Origin of the sequence: Actinomyces oris (assembly GCF_001553935.1) — a bacterium.
Taxonomy (GTDB): domain Bacteria; phylum Actinomycetota; class Actinomycetes; order Actinomycetales; family Actinomycetaceae; genus Actinomyces; species Actinomyces oris_A.
In genome coordinates this window covers 182881-200002 of sequence record NZ_CP014232.1, presented here as the reverse complement: position 1 = coordinate 200002, position 17122 = coordinate 182881, and the positions used below count along the sequence as shown (strand labels likewise).

Sequence of the window (17122 nt, the reverse complement as noted above, 5' to 3'; positions counted from 1 at the left end):
AGAGGTCGTGATGAGACGGGGTCATCCGGTGGCGGAGGCAGCCGGCGTCTCAGACCCGGGTGCCGCCTTCGTTGGCCAGCGGGACTGACCCGACAGGCCGTCCACGGCGACGCTGCGAAGGACGGTGTCCCACGCCGCCTCGTCGAAGACCCCCTGCTGACAGACCTGGGTCACTGACACGGCTGCGCCGTCGGCCGACCACACCCGCACGAAGGCCCTCCCCGCGACCCGGGAACCACGGAGGCTGGCGCTGAAGACGGTGGCGATACCGGCATAGGGTGCTGAGCGGTTTGTCGCCGTGAGCTCCTCTCGACCGGTTTGCCGGTAGTCCGGGTAGGTCCCCGCCAAAGAGGCGGACCAGTGCTCGGACAGGGCGCGATCATCGCCGCCGGAGACGAGCAGCGCCGCTGCGCTGGTCACCTCGGCGCTCACCTGGCATCCGGAGGAGGTCGAGGCGTAGGAGCGCGACCAGGATGCCTCCGGGGTTGACGCCGTCGCGGGCCCGTTAGAGGTGGTGCTCCCGTGCGGGGTGCTCGTGGAGGTCGGGGGTGCGGTGGAGGCGGTGTAGCCGGGAAGGTCCGTGAAGCTGACCGTGAGCGCGGCCGCGGCCGTGGCCTGGGCGGTCGGCAGCGCGGTGGGCATCACCATCCGGGGCGGAGCCGTCGAGGAATGCGGTGCCGCGGAAGGGGAGGCAGGCCCTGACACCGACCCGGAGAGCTGATCCAAATCCACCTGTGCACATCCGCTCACCCCAGTCAGGAGGGCGGTGCCGGCCACCACACCCCGGGCGAACCGGGCTCGAGGGCCCGGCCGATGAGCGCTGACCGAGGGGCGATGAACGGAACTCATGGCCGGAACCTATCTCCGAGCCTGCCTGCCGGCCAGCATATGGGAAGGTCGTGTCCGAGTTGTGGCCTTGGCGGTAGGGTGGACCTATGCCCGAGACAGACGCCACCTCAACCGACTTCGCATCCACCTCCTTGGCTCGCGCCGCCGAGGTCCCCGTCCCGCAGGCCGATGCGCTCGCCGGTCGATTCCCCCTGACCGCCAATCCCTCTCCCGTCGCTGACGACGAACGGGAAGCGGTCCTGGCGAGCCTCCACTTCGGTAACGCCTTCACCGACCACATGGCTCACGCCCGTTGGAGGCAGGGTGAGGGGTGGGGCGACTACGGCGTCATTCCCTACGGCAGCCTCAGCCTGTCCCCGGCCGCCGCTGTGCTCCACTACGGCCAGGAGGTCTTCGAGGGCATCAAGGCCTACCGGCACGAGGACGGATCGGTGTGGACCTTCCGCCCCCGCTACAACGCGGCGCGCCTCAACGCCTCCGCCCGGCGCATGGCTCTGCCCGAGCTGGCGGAGGAGGACTTCGTGGCCTCCCTGGTGGATCTGGTGCGCGCCGACGCCGCCTGGGTGCCCTCAGGTGAGGGTGAGTCCCTCTACCTGCGCCCCTTCGCCTTCGCCTCCGAGGCCTTCCTGGGCGTGCGCCCCGCCGCTGTGGTGGACTACTACGTCATCGCCTCTCCCGCCGGCTCCTACTTCCCTCACGGCTTGGAGCCCGTCTCCATCTGGGTGACCACCGAGTACCACCGCGCCGGACGCGGAGGGACTGGGGCGGCCAAGACCGGAGGCAACTACGCCTCCTCCCTGCTTCCTCAGCAGGAGGCCTACGCGCAGGGCTGCGACCAGGTCTGCTTCCTCGACGACGTCTCGCAGAAGAACATCGAGGAGCTCGGCGGCATGAACCTCATGGTCGTCGACGCCGACGGGACCGTGCGCACACCGCGCCTGACCGGGACGATCCTCGAGGGCTGCACCCGCAGCGCCATCATCCGCCTACTGCGCGACTCCGGGCGGAATGTCGTGGAGGAGACCATCAGCCTTCAGGGACTGCTCGCAGACATCGAGTCGGGCCGGGTCAGTGAGGTCTTTGCCTGTGGAACCGCCGCCGTCGTCGTGCCTCTGGGGCATCTCAAGGGCGAGGGCTTCGACGCCCGCATCGAGGGCAGCGAGGTCACCCGGCAGATTCACGACCGGCTCACCGCCATTCAGACCGGCCGCGCCGAGGATCCCTACGGGTGGATGTATCAGCTCGTGCCTCCTCGTTCATAAAACCACCGACGATATTCCTTCTGAACGTCCAGAAAGATATTGTTTGTGTGACATGAAATGGTGACAATGAGATTGCGGCGGTCTCAGTTGCATCTCATTTCATGAGCATTTTGCCCGGAATTCCTAAAACAAGGGGATTCCGGGCAAAACGCTCGAGAAATATGTGGTGCCATTAGCCCATGACTCAGTCCCTCCTACCAGAACCCGGAAGCAGTCCGATTGAAAAGGGCGATGCTGAAGCCGCCTCGTCAGGGGCCGACACGACCTCGGCGCGCGGTGCAGGCAGCGTCCTGCGCCGTCCCGGACGAGGATGGAGGATTGCCCTTCTCAGTGTCCTGGCGATCTTCCTGGTTCTGACCCTGGCCACAGGAGGCCTGGCCCTGTGGGTGCGACACTCCATCGCCTCCGGCATCGAGTTCATCGCCGATCCCTTCGCGGGCATTCCCGCACGGGCCCCGCAGCAGAAGGTGGCCGCGGGCGAGGAACCGGCTGTCAACATCCTGGTCCTGGGGACCGACTCGCGCACCTCCGCCTCCGACCCCTCCCAGTGGAAGGAGGGGGCCCAGCGCACGGACGCGATCATGATCGTTCAGGTCAGCGGAGACCGGAAGACGGTCTCAGTCATGTCGATCCCCCGTGACTCATGGGTGGAGATCCCCGGTCACGGCCAGGGGAAGATCAACGCCGCCTACTCCTACGGGGGGCCCTCGCTGACGATCCACACCGTGGAGAACCTCACCGGCATCCACATCGACCACTTCGCGGTGGCGAACTTCGAGTCCTTCGTCGCCCTGACCGACGAGATCGGTGGGGTGCGCATCAACCTCAAGACGCCTCAGACACTCGCCGGCAAGGAACTCGGCGCAGGGGCCCAGGTGCTCGACGGGCAGCAGGCCCTGGCCTACACCCGCGAGCGCTCCTCCCTGCCCAACGGGGACTTCGACCGCGTCAAGCGCCAGCAGACCTGGATGCGCTCCATCGTGAGCAGGGTCCTGACCAACGGCACCATGAGCAGTCCCACGGCTCTGTACTCCTTCCTCAAGACCGCCTCGCGGACAGTCGCCGTGGACGAGTCCTTCACGCTCAACCAGATGCAGTCCCTGGCCCTGGAGACGCGCCACCTCCACAGCAACGACATCGCCTTCATGACCGTGCCGACCGCCGGTACGGGAACCTCCACGGATGGGCAGTCCATCGTCACGCTCGACGCCGACGCGGACACCCCCTTGTTCAATGCCTTCGCCGAGGACCGAGTGAGCGCCTACCTCACCGAGCACCCCGACGCCGTTGAGCTGCTCCCCGCCACGGTGAACTAGAGGTACGGACACGTGGCTCACGCAGCAGCGTCCCCGGGGAGCTCCCCGGGGACGCGAACGAATGCATGGAGACTCATGACTGACACGACTGAAGTAGCCGATGTCGCGGTCATCGGGCTGGGGTACATCGGCCTGCCCACGGCAGCGGTCTTGGCCCGCGCCGGGCTCGACGTCGTCGGGGTGGACCGGATCCGGGAACGTGTCGAGGCCGTCAACCGTGGAGAGCTTCCCTTCCTCGAGGAGGGGCTGGCCACCGTGCTGGCCGAACAGGTCGAGGCCGGCCGCCTGCGCGCCCAGATGGAGACGCCCTCGGCACGGACCTACATCATCGCGGTGCCGACCCCGTCGATGGGCTCGGACCACGCGGCCGATCTGTCCCTGGTGGAGGCCGCTACCAGGCAGATCGCCCCTCGTCTCACAGGGGGAGAGCTCATCGTCCTGGAGTCGACCTGCCCGCCCGGTACCACTCGCGCCCTGGCTGAGGCGATCGGCTCGATGCGCCCGGACCTGTCCACGGACGGCAGTGGCGCACGGCCCCAGGTGCATCTGTCCTACTGCCCCGAACGCGTGCTGCCCGGGCGCATCATGACGGAGATGGTGACCAACTCCCGGGTCATCGGCGGCCTGACCCCCGAGGCCTCGCACCTGGCCAGAGACCTGTACGCCACCTTCTGCGCCGGCGAGCTGGTCCTGACCGACGCCACCACCGCCGAGATGACGAAGCTGACGGAGAACTCCTTCCGTGACCTCAACATCGCCTTCGCCAACGAGCTGGCCCTGGTCTGCGAGCGGGTCGGGGTGGATGTCTGGGAGCTCGTCGACCTGGCCAACCGCCATCCGCGGGTGAGCATTCTGCAGCCGGGCCCCGGCGTGGGCGGCCACTGCATCGCCGTGGACCCCTGGTTCCTGGTGTCCAGCGCTCCGGAGGAGACCCGGCTCATCCGCACGGCCCGCCAGGTCAATGACTCCCGGCCGGCCCACTACGTCGGGCGCATCCTTGAGGCGATGGAGCCCTTCTCCTCGCCGATTGTGGCGGTACTCGGCCTGACCTTCAAGGCCGATGTCGATGACCTGCGCCAGTCGCCGGCGCTTGCGATCACTGAGCAGGTGGCCGCCGCTGCGCCCCATGCCCGGGTCCTGGTGGCCGAGCCGCACGCCAAGGAGCTCCCGGCGTCTTTGGCGCGGTGGGACAACGTGCGGCTGACCGGGTGGCGGCAGGCCGTCGAACAGGCTGATGTCGTGGCGGTGCTGGTTGGCCACCAGGAGTTCGCCGACCTTGATCCGCACCTGCTCGAGGGGCGCAGCGTCATCGACGCCACGGGGTTCTGGCGCGCCCGAGAGCCCCAGCTGACGGGTAGAAGGACATGGGCGGCAGGCGTCTGAGACGTCTCATCGGTGCGGCTGTGCGCGGCGTGCACCGGCCCCGACTCAGCGTCATCGTCCGAGCAGCGGGGGCCGGTCCTCACCTGGAAGGGACCATCCGCTCCGTACTCAACCAGACCTTCAGGGACCTGGAGGTCCTGGTCGTCGTCGGTCCGGGGGCCGATGCGCTGAGCTCCGGTGAGCAGGTGGCCACCGGCCTGTCCGCCAGGGACCGGCGCGTCCGGGTCGTGTCCTGCGACCCGGACGATCACCGGGGCGCTGGCCCGGATGGCTGGCTGGATACCGCCCTGAAACGAGCCAGGGGAGGCCTGGTGACCGTCATTGACGGTGGCGATGGGATGGTCGCCGGTGCCTGCCAGTCGATGATTGAGTGCCTGGAGCAGTCGGGCTCCGACGTCGTCGTCGCGCGCTCGCGGTCCTTGACACCGGCAACCGGGGCCGGGCCGGGGGCGGGACCTCCCCGCGCGCCTCGTCTCGCGCAGCCGCCGGCTCGGGTGCCCGAGGCGGTTGAGGAGCTGGTGGCCGGCGCGGTCATGGCGCGCCGAAGGCTGTGGGCACCGCCGAGACGGCCTCGAGTGCTCCGCGCCCCCGCCGTGTCACTGCCCGCCAGGGCCCTCGCGGTGCTTCTGGCCGCGACCCGGATGGACGTCCTGGATGAGGAGGTCTACACCTGGCGCGCAGGCTCTGCGGCCCGTGGCCTCAGTGCGGACACGGATCCCGTCGGCCTCCTGGCGGAGGTGGACGCTTTGGCGCAGCTGGCCGCCGACGCCCCGGAGGTGGTGCGTCGGCGCCTGGTCGCCGGACGCCTGAGCCGGGACCTGGTTCGTCTGGCCGAGGTCGCGCACCGGGAGGGGTCCGACTTCGCCAGCAGGCTCCGCCGCACTGCGAAGAGAGTGCTCGCCGATGCCGACGACGTCGTGTGGGAGGCGGTCGGGCTGTTCGACCGACTCGTGCTGTGGCTCCTCATCCAGGACGAGCCGGCCGGCGCCGTGGAGCTCGAGGAGCTGATCGGCAGACGCTGCGAGGACTTAGGCCACCTTCCCCTGACCATCAAGGCGGGCACCGTGCGCCCCGAGCCTACTCTCCTGGAAGGGGCCCCGGTGCCCCGCCGACTCACCGAGATCCGGGACGCCGACTTAAGACTGCATGTCGGTGTCGACGCGGTGCGCTGGCTGGGCCCCAGGACCCTGGAGGTACGCGGATGCGCCTGGGTCTGGGGGCTCGACCCAGGCCTGATCGACCGCCCGACCGTCGAGGTGGTCGATGAGACCGGACGAGTTCGAGGCCGTGCCCAGGCTGATCGTTGTGAGGCCCCCCGAGCCGACCTGGAGGCCGGCGACCCGTGGCGCTCCTACCTCACCTCGGGGATCGTGGTGCGTCTGCAGGTCGAAGCGGGCCGCCCCTCCTGGTTCCGGGTGGTGACCCGCGTTGCCGGGCGAGAGGTGCGGGCATGGATGCCGCAACCGGCCGGCTCCAGCAGGAGGCACCTGGCGCCGCCGGAGACCGGGCAGCATCTGGAGGCGCGCGGTCAGCGGGGGCTGCTCCAGGTCGCCCCGGCGCCGAGCGGGATCCGGGGGAGCGAGGCGCGGCCCGGCGGGGAGATCGACGTCGTGCTCCTCTGCGCGCGTCTGGACACTGACGCAACGCTGGAGCTGAGCGGAACGGTGACGCCGGCCCCGGATGGGCTGGATATCGTCCTGGGCGGCAGGGCCGCCGAGGCTCGGGCGATGACGGTGCCGGCCTTCCTGGCCCCTGGCGGCGGCTGGTCGGCAAGCATCGATCTGGCTGATCCCGACGTCGAGCTGGCGACCTACCCGCTGAGCTGGAGCACCGTATCGCAGGACGAGCCCGGCAACCGGATCAAGGGAGCCTGCCTGGCCGGAGAAGGGATCGACGGTCCGGCCACCGAGGTTCCCATCGCCGCGGCGCCCACTAGCTGCGCGGCGGAACCCGATAGCGACGTCACCGGGGCGGATGCCGGGCGCCCGGCGCGCCGCGCGCGGATCCTCACCCGCACGGACGGCTCCGTGGCCGTTGCTGTCATCCCTCCGCTGACTCCTGGCGAGCGCTCACGACGGGGCCACCGGCTCCTCATCGAGCGCGAGGCGGGCCCCCTGAGACCGGGAGTGTTCCTGGAGTCCTTCGGTGGACGCAGCGCGGGAGACAACCCGGCCGCCATCTGCGAGGACCTGGCGGCCCACGGCGTGGGAGCGCCCCTGTGGTGGTCGGTTGTCGACGGGACGGTTCGCGTGCCGGCGGGCGCGCGCCCCGTCGTCGTCGGATCCCCGCAGTGGGTGGAGGCGCTGCGCACCTCACGTGTCATCGTCACCAACGACCACCTCCCCTCCTGGTTCTCCAAGCGTGAGGGCCAGTACCTGCTCCAGACCTGGCACGGCACTCCGATCAAGAAGCTGTTGCACGACGCGCCGAGAGCCGTCACCCTGAGATACCGGCGACTCATGGACCGCCAGGTTCCCCAGTGGGACCTGCTGCTGGCCCAGAGCCCGCAGGCCGGTCGGCGCCTTCAACAGGCACTGGGATACCGCGGGCCGGTTCGGGTGGGGGAGTACCCCCGCAACGTGAGGCTGCTCGGAGGCGCTGAAGTACGGCGACGGGTGCGCCACGAGCTCGGTATCGCTCCGGGACAGCCCGTCATTCTCTACGCCCCGACCTGGCGCGAGAGCCTGCGGCCCTCGACGGGTGCTGCCGGCTGCGCCGCCGCGCACGGGCCGGGACCTGTGGGGGCACTGGACGGGCCGCGTCTGGCTGAGCTCCTCGATGCGGTGGTCCTCATGCGCAGCCACCACATGAACCGGGCCGGATGTGTCCCAGGGATGATCGATGTCAGTGGGTACCCGAGTGTCGAGGAACTCATGCTGGCGGCCGACATCCTGGTCTCGGACTACTCGAGCATCTTCTTCGACTTCGCTTTGACCGGGAAACCGGCAGTGGTCTACGCACCCGACCTGGCCTCCTACCGAGATGTCGAAAGGGGCCTGTACGGTGACTGGCCCCTGGGATCGGGGCTGCCGGTCGCCGCCGACCACGATGAGCTCGCATCCCACCTGCAGCGGCTCCTCGGCGACATCGACGTCGCTGAGGGGTGCCACTCCCCACTGGAGGTGGAACCCGTGCCGATCCTGGACAACCTCACGTGGATCCGGGGATGGATCACTCGTTTCCTGAGCTGATAAGCGACCGGAAGGGCGGATGAACATCGCCTCTCAAAAGAACTGGAAAGAAAAAATGTGACGAGAGTGTGAGAGTGAGGGAAAGGTGAGGTGGAACTCTCTGTGATATTCGATGGCGAACGTCGGGTATTTCGGCGGCATATCGGTATCGCATCGATTCTATGACATCTTCGATTTTGGTTCTCGGGGTGGGGAATACTCACGGTGGTTTGTCCGGAGTGTTGTTGAGGACGAACCTCGAACGTCCAACCAGGAAGTGACCCCATGAAGCGCGTGATTACCTATGGTACATATGACCTGCTCCACTATGGTCATATTGCATTGCTGAAGCGTGCGCGAGCGCTGGGGGACTTCCTGATGGTGGCGCTGTCCAGTGACGAGTTCAATGCCGGAAAGGGTAAGCAGGCCTACTTCTCCTACGAGGAGCGCAAGGTGATGCTCGAAGCCATCCGGTATGTCGATCTCGTGGTGCCCGAGATGACCTGGGGGCAGAAGACCGGGGATATCGCCAAATACGGTATTGATGTCTTCGTCATGGGGGACGACTGGAACGGCGAGTTCGACGACCAGCTCAAGGGGTTGTGTGAGGTCGTCTACCTCCCGCGGACTCCCGAGGTCTCAACGACTCGGATCAAGAGTGATATGCGCCTGGGCTGAGTGGTGCGCTGAGCGGCGGCTCGCTGTTCGGGCTGTATCGAGGGGTGGGCGGAGACCTGGATCGAGGCTCGCTGCATGCCGCGTCAACAGGCGCAGGATTAAATACGCGTAATGTTCATACTGAAATAAGGGTGACCATCATGGGTAAGGATGCTGTTCTCAGAAAAATGGGGCGTGCCGTTTCCGGCCGCCTGCAGCTGCCGGCCACCACCCGGCTGGTGCGCTATGCCGCCGCCAGGGAGTACGAGGACGGTAACCTGGCTGAGGCAAAGCGTCTGTATGAAAAACTCTCTGAGAGCGGCCACGACACGGCCAGCCGGCTGCGGTTGGGAGTCATCGCTGAGCGTCAGGAACGGTTCGAGGCGGCCTTGAGGACCTACACCGAGGTGGCCGACCGCGACCCCTCCTGCGGAGAGGCCTTCTACCGTGCCGGCTGCCTCCTCAAGCGTCAGGACGATCCGGAGGGCGCCTCCGTCTTCTTCTCGCGGGCCCTCTCCTCGGGGGTGCGGGACCGGCGCTACTCGGAGAATCTGCTCGCCTGCCTGCCCGCGAGCACCCCGCAGTGGCAGCGCCTGGAGGTTCTGCTCTCCGGACTGCCGGAGCACGAGAACGACGCCGCCTGGCTGCGCAAGCTCCTTCAGGCTCAGCTTCACCTGGGGCTCAACGGGCCGGCCAGGTGCACCCTGGACGCCCTGGCCGACATCGATGAGCTCAGCGCGCAGGAGCTCTTCGAGCAGGGGGTCATCGCCCACCGTGAGGGTGATCGGGCCTCCGCCGCCACCAGCTTCGCCGCCGCCTGCAAGGCCGCCGGAGGAAAGGCCTGCAGCAAGGGACCGGCCCAGTTCGCGTGCTCCCGGGGAGACTGGAGGCTTGCGGCCGAGCTCTTCGAGATCTACCCGGGCGAGGGGATGACGAGGGTGGAGCGGGCCTACGAGCTGGCCTACTGCCTGGACCGTCTGCGCGAGCACGAGCGGGCACAAGGACAGTACGCCCTGGCCGCCTCACTGGACACCGGCAACGGGAACACTCTTTACAAGCTGGGACTCGCCTCGGAACGTGTCGGCGACCTCGCCACCGCGGAGCGCTCGTACCAGGAGGCCTTGCGGACGCTCAAGAAGCCCGCACGCAGCTGGTGGAACTATCGCCGTGGGGTCTGCCTGGCGAGGCTGGGACGCCACGACGAGGCGCTGGCCTCCTTCTGGGCCTACCTGGGACCGGCCCCGCGCGGGCTGGCATCGGTGTCCAAGCAGGTGGCCAGCACGGGCTTCCTCGACCTGGTCCGCGCGAAGAGCACGCCTCCACCTCGGCAGCGGCCGGAGGACCTGGTCGAGTCCACCATCGGCGACGTCATGCTCGGCCTTCACGAGGCTCTCAGCTCCCACAACTCTACGGATGATCCCGGTGCCGGTAAGGCGATCCCGTCCGCCGCAGCGGGTCAGGCCGCTCAGTCCATCCGGCATGTCCTCCCGCTGGTTCTCAAGGGGGACCGGAATCACCGCCTGGTCCTGGCCCAGCTGGCCCAGGACGCCGGGCAGGTGGAGCTCGCCTGCGAGATCCTCGAGCAGGCCGAGGAGTTCGGCTGCAAGGACGGGCTGGACCCACGGGCCTATGGACGCACCGCGACAGCCGCCCGCAACATCCGCTACGCCGAGGCCCTGGAGGTCCTTCCCGTCAGCCCCCACCTGGTGCTGTGGGAGTCCAACCACGGCACCTCGATCGGCTGCCACCCCCTGGCCATCTTCCGCTGGATGGTGGACCGGCCGGAGTACTCCCACCTGTTGCACGTGTGGGCCGTCAATGACCTGGGCGCCATCCCCGCGGATCTGCTGGGGCGTCGCAACGTCGTCTTCGTCCCCCTGCACAGCACCGAGTACATGCAGTACCTCGCCACCGCCGGGTACCTCGTCAACAACGTCTCCTTCGCTCCCTACTTCGTGCGCCGCCGCGAGCAGCGCTACCTCAACACCTGGCACGGCACCCCCTTCAAGACCCTGGGACGGTCCATGCGGGGAGGTCTGCTCGACTACGAGAACCTGCAGCGCAACTTCCAGCTGAGCACCACGCTCATGGCGCCCAATGAGCTCACCCGATGGGCGCTGGTGGAGGACCATGATCTGCTCGACGTCTACCGGGGCCGCACCATCGTCGCCGGCTCCCCCCGACTGGACACCTCGCTGACGATGAGCGCCCAGGAGCGCACGGCGCTGCGAGGTCGCCTGGGACTCGCTGAGGACGATGAGCGCCGTCTGGTCCTGTTCGCCCCCACCTGGCGCGGCGGGGTCAGCAAGCGAGAGCTGGACCGCGAGGCCCTGGTCGCCGACCTGACCGCCATGGCCTCCCGTGACGACGTGCTCGTGGTCTACCGCGCCCACCGTCTGTCCGAGAAGCTGCTGGCCGGCGTCGATCTGCCGGTGAGCGTCGTCCCCAAGGACATCGACACCAATGAGCTGCTGGCCGCCGTCGACGTCCTGGTGACCGACTACTCCTCTATCCTCTTCGACTTCCTGCCCCAGAAGCGCCCCATCGTGCTCTACATGCACGACATCGAGGAGTACCGGGCCGAACGGGGCCTGTACCTTGATCCTGGGGAGGTCCCCGGGCTGGCCTGTTATGACCGCGCTGAGCTGGCCTCAGCCATCGGGCGTGCCCTGGCCGGAGAGGGGGTCGCGCCCCAGAAGGCCCTCGACCGGTACTGCCCCTACGAGGACGGACAGGCCTCGTCACGCCTGGCCCGAGCCTTCTTCGACGACGACCTCGACCACGGACGGCAAGCGATCATCAGGGACCACGCCCTCGAGCCCGCGTCTGGCGACGGTTCCCGCAGACGCCGTACCCTCCTGTTTCACGCCTCCATGATCCCCAACGGGATCGCCTCCGCCCTCCTGGCTCTCCTGGAGGCGCTCGATCCGGACCTCTACTCGGTCAACCTCATTGTCGAGCCCTCCGTCCTGCGCAACAACGAGGACCGTCAGGAGATCTTCCGACGCCTGCCCCGCCACGTCCATGTCATCTGCAAGCCCGGGGCCGCTCCTTGGCGGATCCACGAACGGGCCTGCGTCAACGACTTCGCCCGGCACCCCGAGGCTTTCACCTCGCAGAGCTTCTGGGACTGCTACTGGGCCTACTACGAGCGCGAGACGCGCCGCATCCTGGGCGACTTCGTGCCCGACGCCGCCATCGAGTACGACGGCTACGCCGAGACCTGGGTCTCGCTCATCGCTGCCTGGGGTCGCCGCGGATCGCGCACCTCCTGCTACCAGCACAACCAGATGGACAACGAGTACCGGGACAAGTACCCGGGCCTCAAGCGCGTCTTCACCCTCTACAGCGCTGTCGATGCCGTCGTCGCCGTCAGCCCGGGACTGGCCCGCCACAACCGCAGCGGGCTGGCCGGCCTGGGTGTCGACCTCACCCAGCACCAGCTCTCAGCCCGCAACCTCCTGAACGTCGAGCGGGTCCGCCGCGGGGCGCAGGCACCGGCCCCGGAGGCCTTCACCACGCTGAAGAACGAGCACGACATCGTCCTTGCCACCATGGGGCGGATGTCGATGGAGAAGAACCAGGCGGCTCTCATCGAGGCGCTCGCCCTTCTGCGTAAGCAGGACGGCACCGAGGGCGGCGGCGCTCAGGGACTGAACGTCGGCCTGGCGATCGTCGGCTCCGGGGTGCTCGAGGCGACGCTGCGGGCCAGGATCGACTCCCTGGGACTGTGCGGGCACGTTGAGCTGCTGGGACAGATGGACAACCCGTTCCCGGTCCTGGGAGGAGCCGACCTGTTCGTCCTGCCCTCCCTGCACGAGGGGCAGCCGGTCACCCTGCTGGAGGCGATGACGCTGGGAACCGGGGTCGTGGCCTCCGACCTTCCGGGCAACCGGGAGCTGATCGACCTCGGATACGGGGTTCTGAGCGGCACCTCGCCCCAGGACATCGCCCAGGCGATCCGCTCGGCACTGGCCGATCCCCGCCTCGCCCACGGAGCCTTCGACGTCACCGAGCACAACGCGCGCTCACTGCGGGACACCCTGGAGGCAGTGCTCGGCCCCGAGGCACTCCAGCAGCAGCCCCAGGGGAAGACGGCTTCCAAGAGGCGGCGGCGCAAGCGGGCGGCCTCGCGAGGGAAGCCCGCATGACGCACCGACCCGCCCCCGAGCTGCGGCGAGCCCTGTGGCACCTGCGCCACTCCGGGCTGACGGGGCTGCGTGAGCACCTGCGCCGTCGTCGGGCCACCGCCTGGGCCCGCCCCCGCCGATGGGCCTCCAAGAGACGGGGCCGGACGCTCCTGCCAGACTGGCCGCTGCCCACACCCCAGGAGACCGGGCCCCGTCACGACGTGACCGTCGGGGTGATCGCCGACGAGTTCACGGCGCTCGCCCTGGGCTACGAGTGGCGCTCGGTGCCCCTGACCCCCACCGGTTGGCGCGAGCAGGTCGAGCAGACCCCCATCGACCTGCTCTTCGTAGAGTCCGCCTGGCACGGCAACGACGACGCCTGGCGCTTCCAGGTCATCGGCTCCCAGGGACCCTCGGGCCACCTGAGGGACATGGTTACCGTGCTGCGGGACCGAGGAGTGCCGACGGTCTTCTGGAACAAGGAGGATCCCGCCCACTACGACGAGGCCATCGAGACCGCACGCCTCTTCGACTGGGTCTTCACCACCGATGAGGCGATGGTGGAGCACTACCGGCGCGACCTGGGACATGACCGCATCGGGATCCTGCCCTTCGCCGCCCAGCCCGCGATCCACAACCCGATCCGCCTGCTGGACGAGGCGGGGCGTCCCGCGCCCCTGAGGGATGTCGCCTTCGCCGGCACCTACTTCGCTCACAAGTACCCCGAGCGGCGCGAGCAGATGGAGATCGTCCTGGGCGGCGCCCACGACGTCGCGGCACGCCTGCCCCGTGGGCTGGACATCTTCTCCCGGTACCTCGGCGGCGACGACACCTACCAGTTCCCACCCCCCTGGGACTCACACGTGCGAGGCAGCCTCACCTACACCCAGATGCTCAGCGCCTACCGCGCCTACGCCGTCTTCCTCAACGTCAGCTCCGTGGTGGACAGCCCCTCCATGCTGCCGCGCCGCGTCATCGAGGTCCTGGCCTGTGGTACTCCCGTGGTGAGCACCCCGACGCCGGCTATCGACCGCCTGCTGCCCGCAGGCGCCCTGGCCAAGGTCACCGACCGCGCCCAGGCAGGGCACACCGTGCGCGCGCTCGTGACCAACCCGGTCCTCGGGGAGTACATGACCTACCTGGCGCAACGGGAGATCTGGAGCCGGCACACCTACAGTCACCGTGTGGAGACCGTGCTGCGAGCCGTCGGCATGGGGGAGCGGGTCAGGCCCCGCCCCACCATCGCACCGCTGGTGTCCACCATCCGGCCCGAGCAGATCGACCACGTCCTTGGGACCCTGGCCGGTCAGCAGCGGGTGACGATGGCCCCGGTCATCCTCACCCACGGTTTCACCGCCCCAGCCGCCAGCAGGGCCCGGGCTCGCGAGCTGGGCCTGGAGATCGACTGGGTCACCGCCGAGACCAGCACTCCCTTGGGGGGCTGCTACAACCTCATGCTCTCGCGGGTCGAGGCCGACTACATCGCCAAGATGGACGACGACGACCTCTACGGCGACCACTACCTCTTCGAGTCCCTCGCGGCGGCCGACTACGCTCGTGCCGAGGTCGTGGGCAAGCACGCCCACTACCTGCACCTGACGGGCCCGGACCTGACGGTGCTGCGCTTCGCCGACTGGGAGCACCGCTATACGACTTTCGTCTCCGGGCCGACCCTGGTGGCTCGAGCGGACCTGGCGCGCGAGGTGACTTTTCCCGAGAAGACCACCGGTGAGGACACCGGTTTCCTCAGTGACTGCGCACGCGCCGGGGCCCGTATCTATTCGGCCTCCCGGTTCGGGTTCGTCCAACGGAGAGGGACGACTTTCGGACACACCTGGGACATCTCCAACGCGGAGGTGCTGGCTACGTCCACCATTAGTCATTGGGGACCGCCCCACGAAATGGAGATGCCCACCTCATGAACGCCCGCAGCACCGAGACCTTGCACGTCATCATCATCGGTTCCGCAGGTGGTCAGGACACACTCGACTCTCTTGGCCAGGACTCGCCCGAAGGCGGGATCGTCCCCATCGGCTGCCCCGACCCGGCCGGGCTGGACCAGGTCCTACGCCCCCTGGCCGCAGGGACCCGGGTCCTGCTCCTCAAGGCAGGAGACCGCCTCGAGCCGGGCTATCTCACCTCAGTGGCCCAGCACGGCACCGGCGAGGCGGTCGTCCTCACCCCGACCGTGACCATCCGCCCCGACGGTACCCGCGACGAGCGGCTGCAGTGGCGCTTCAAGCACGGTAGCCGCACCGCTGACCTGACCGTGGAGCCCCACATCTTCCCCGACACCGTCAGCGGAGCGGTGCTCACCATCCCCCGCCACGGCCTGCAGGGCTGGGGCGGATCGGGTGCCCTCGACGGCATGGATGACGCCTTCGGCGCTGAGCCCACCACTTCTGATGACGAGAACACCGCCCTGAGCGGGCTCATCGCCCACATCATGGCCACCGGTAACCGGGTGGGTCTCCACGACGGCCCGGCCGTCATCCGCCACACCCCCAAGCCCCCCGGCCCCTGGGACAGGATCGACCACTACCGCCACCTGCTGGGCACGGTGCTGCCGGCGTGGCTGCAGGCAGGAAGCCCCCCACCGGCCTGGGTGCACCAGCTCATCATCCACCGCCTTATCCAGGTCACCGACGCCGACCGCGGGCTGCGCTACCCCTCGGCAGGACTCACGGCCGCCGAGCGTGCCGAGGTGGCCCAGCTGCTGCGTGCTGTCACCCGACGTCTCCCCGCCTCCCAGATCGAGGTGTACTGCTCCACGCCGCTGGCCGTGGGCCGTCGCACCGCCCTGGTCGCCATGGCCGCCGGCCCCATGCCTGCCCCGATCCTGCCCTCGGGACGCAGGTTCCGCAGCGACCAGAAGGCCACCTACTTCTACACCGGCGACATGCCCCAGGAGCAGTGGAAGGTTGATGGCGCCTGGGCCCAGCCGACCAGCGCCAAGACAGTCGATCACCGCTACTTCGACGACGTGGTCCTCCACGAGCGCATCGTCTGGCTGCCCAAGGGCCAGATCACCGCCGTCATCGACGATCAGGAGCTCCCAGTGGCCCCCTACCGGGGCGACCCCAGGCCGCCTCAGACGCCACCGGGGCGAGGCCGCCCAGGAGGGGCCTCATCCGGGCTGCGTCGGCGCCTGGCCCGGCTCCTGAGCCCCACCGGCGCGCAGGACGACCAGCGATCCGGCGGTACGTCACCGGCCCCGGAGGCATCTTCCGCGGCGTCCTCCACGACCTCCGTGGCCTCCTCCTCAGCGCCCACGCCGTACACCGCCTCATCCCCCTCCGACTGGCCCCGCACCTGGCTCTACATGGATCGCCATGACAGCGCCGGCGACAACGCCGAGCCGCTGTACCGCTACGCCCGAACCCATGCACCCAGCGTCAGGCACATCTTCGTCATTGAGCGCAGCTGCCCGGACTGGGAGCGCCTCGCACAGGACGGCTTCGTCCTGCTGGACCCGACCGGTCCCGGATTCGACGCCGCCTGGAGCGGTGCCGAGACCATCCTCCTGTCCGATATCGGCGACCCGCTCATCGCGGGCCGGCTCACCGGAGCGGGAGTCGGCCCCGACCAGCGCCTCGTCTTCCTCCAGCACGGCGTGACCATGCGCGACATGTGGCGCTGGTTCAACGGCGCCCGCCTGGACGTCGTCGTGTGCGCCACTGCCGCCGAGCAGGCCGGGCTGACTGACGACCACACCTCCTACACCCTCACCGACCGAGAGGTCTGGCTCACCGGCTTCCCCCGCCACGACCACCTCCACAGCCTGCTGGGACGCGAGCGCGACAGCATCCTGCTGGCCCCCACCTGGGACCCCGAGGTCTCACGCGCCCTGGATTGCGACCCCGACGCCGTCGGACTCCTCAGCGCGCTCTACCGGCCCTGGCTCGAGCTGGCCGCGGGCCTGACCCAGGCCGGTCACCGCACCGTCCTGTTCGCCCACCCCAAGCTGGTGCTGCACGCACCCGAGTGGTTCAGGGCCCTGGGCGTGCCCGCGGTCACCGGTCGCGACCTGCCCGAGACCCTGGTCCGCTCCTGGGCAGTCGTCTCGGACCGCTCATCCGTCCTCGACGAGGGCATGATCGCCGGCTGCGTCGGCATCGTCTGGGACCCTCGAGGGCGGCCGGACACGGACCGCTACCGCGCCCGTCACGAGGCCATCGGAGCTATCGGCGCCGACACCTCTGCGCAGGTGCATCAGGCGGTGGGGGACGTCGTCGCCGGCCGAGTCACCGCCCCTGAGGACCTCCTCCTGCTCGACGCCGGAGCCTGCGCCCGCCTGACCGCGCTGCTCCGACGCGACATGATCTGATGCGGGCCCCGCTGGCGGGGACCCCGCG

The 17122-nt window shown here is 68.8% G+C and carries 9 protein-coding genes; 8 read left to right on the top strand and 1 reads right to left on the bottom strand.

Going from position 1 to position 17122, the window contains the following annotated elements:
* Window positions 1–21: 21 nt before the first annotated feature.
* A complete protein-coding gene (locus AXE84_RS00865) occupies window positions 22–642 on the bottom strand; it encodes a hypothetical protein (RefSeq protein ID WP_010614794.1) in 621 nt (206 codons plus the stop codon).
* 293 nt (window positions 643–935) lie between these two features.
* On the opposite strand from AXE84_RS00865, the gene AXE84_RS00860 reads away from it, so the two are divergent.
* The 8 genes from AXE84_RS00860 to AXE84_RS00825 all read left to right on the top strand — a co-directional run bounded on the left by AXE84_RS00860 (window position 936) and on the right by AXE84_RS00825 (window position 17094).
* A complete protein-coding gene (locus tag AXE84_RS00860) occupies window positions 936–2111 on the top strand; it encodes a branched-chain amino acid aminotransferase (RefSeq protein ID WP_010614795.1) in 1176 nt (391 codons plus the stop codon).
* A gap of 179 nt (window positions 2112–2290) precedes the next feature.
* A complete protein-coding gene (locus tag AXE84_RS00855) occupies window positions 2291–3427 on the top strand; it encodes an LCP family protein (protein ID WP_010614796.1) in 1137 nt (378 codons plus the stop codon).
* A gap of 75 nt (window positions 3428–3502) precedes the next feature.
* On the top strand, window positions 3503–4810 hold the full coding sequence (gene wecC / locus AXE84_RS00850; protein ID WP_010614797.1) for a UDP-N-acetyl-D-mannosamine dehydrogenase: 1308 nt from the start codon (window positions 3503–3505) through the stop codon (window positions 4808–4810).
* Window positions 4792–8001, top strand: coding sequence for a bifunctional glycosyltransferase/CDP-glycerol:glycerophosphate glycerophosphotransferase (locus AXE84_RS00845; RefSeq protein WP_060956509.1), 3210 nt, complete (start codon window positions 4792–4794; stop codon window positions 7999–8001). Before wecC ends, AXE84_RS00845 begins: the two co-directional genes overlap by 19 nt.
* Before the next feature lie 264 nt (window positions 8002–8265).
* Window positions 8266–8658, top strand: a complete 393-nt coding sequence (gene tagD, locus AXE84_RS00840; RefSeq protein ID WP_010614800.1) for a glycerol-3-phosphate cytidylyltransferase — start codon at window positions 8266–8268, stop codon at window positions 8656–8658.
* Window positions 8659–8798: 140 nt separating this feature from the next.
* Complete coding sequence (locus tag AXE84_RS00835) at window positions 8799–12788, top strand: CDP-glycerol glycerophosphotransferase family protein (protein ID WP_029316623.1); 3990 nt, start codon at window positions 8799–8801, stop codon at window positions 12786–12788.
* Entirely contained in the window at window positions 12785–14689 is a 1905-nt protein-coding gene (locus AXE84_RS00830; RefSeq protein WP_010614802.1) for a glycosyltransferase, read from the top strand. The genes AXE84_RS00835 and AXE84_RS00830 overlap by 4 nt, the downstream gene beginning before the upstream one ends.
* Entirely contained in the window at window positions 14686–17094 is a 2409-nt protein-coding gene (locus tag AXE84_RS00825; protein ID WP_010614803.1) for a hypothetical protein, read from the top strand. Before AXE84_RS00830 ends, AXE84_RS00825 begins: the two co-directional genes overlap by 4 nt.
* The last annotated feature ends 28 nt before the right edge of the window (window positions 17095–17122 follow it).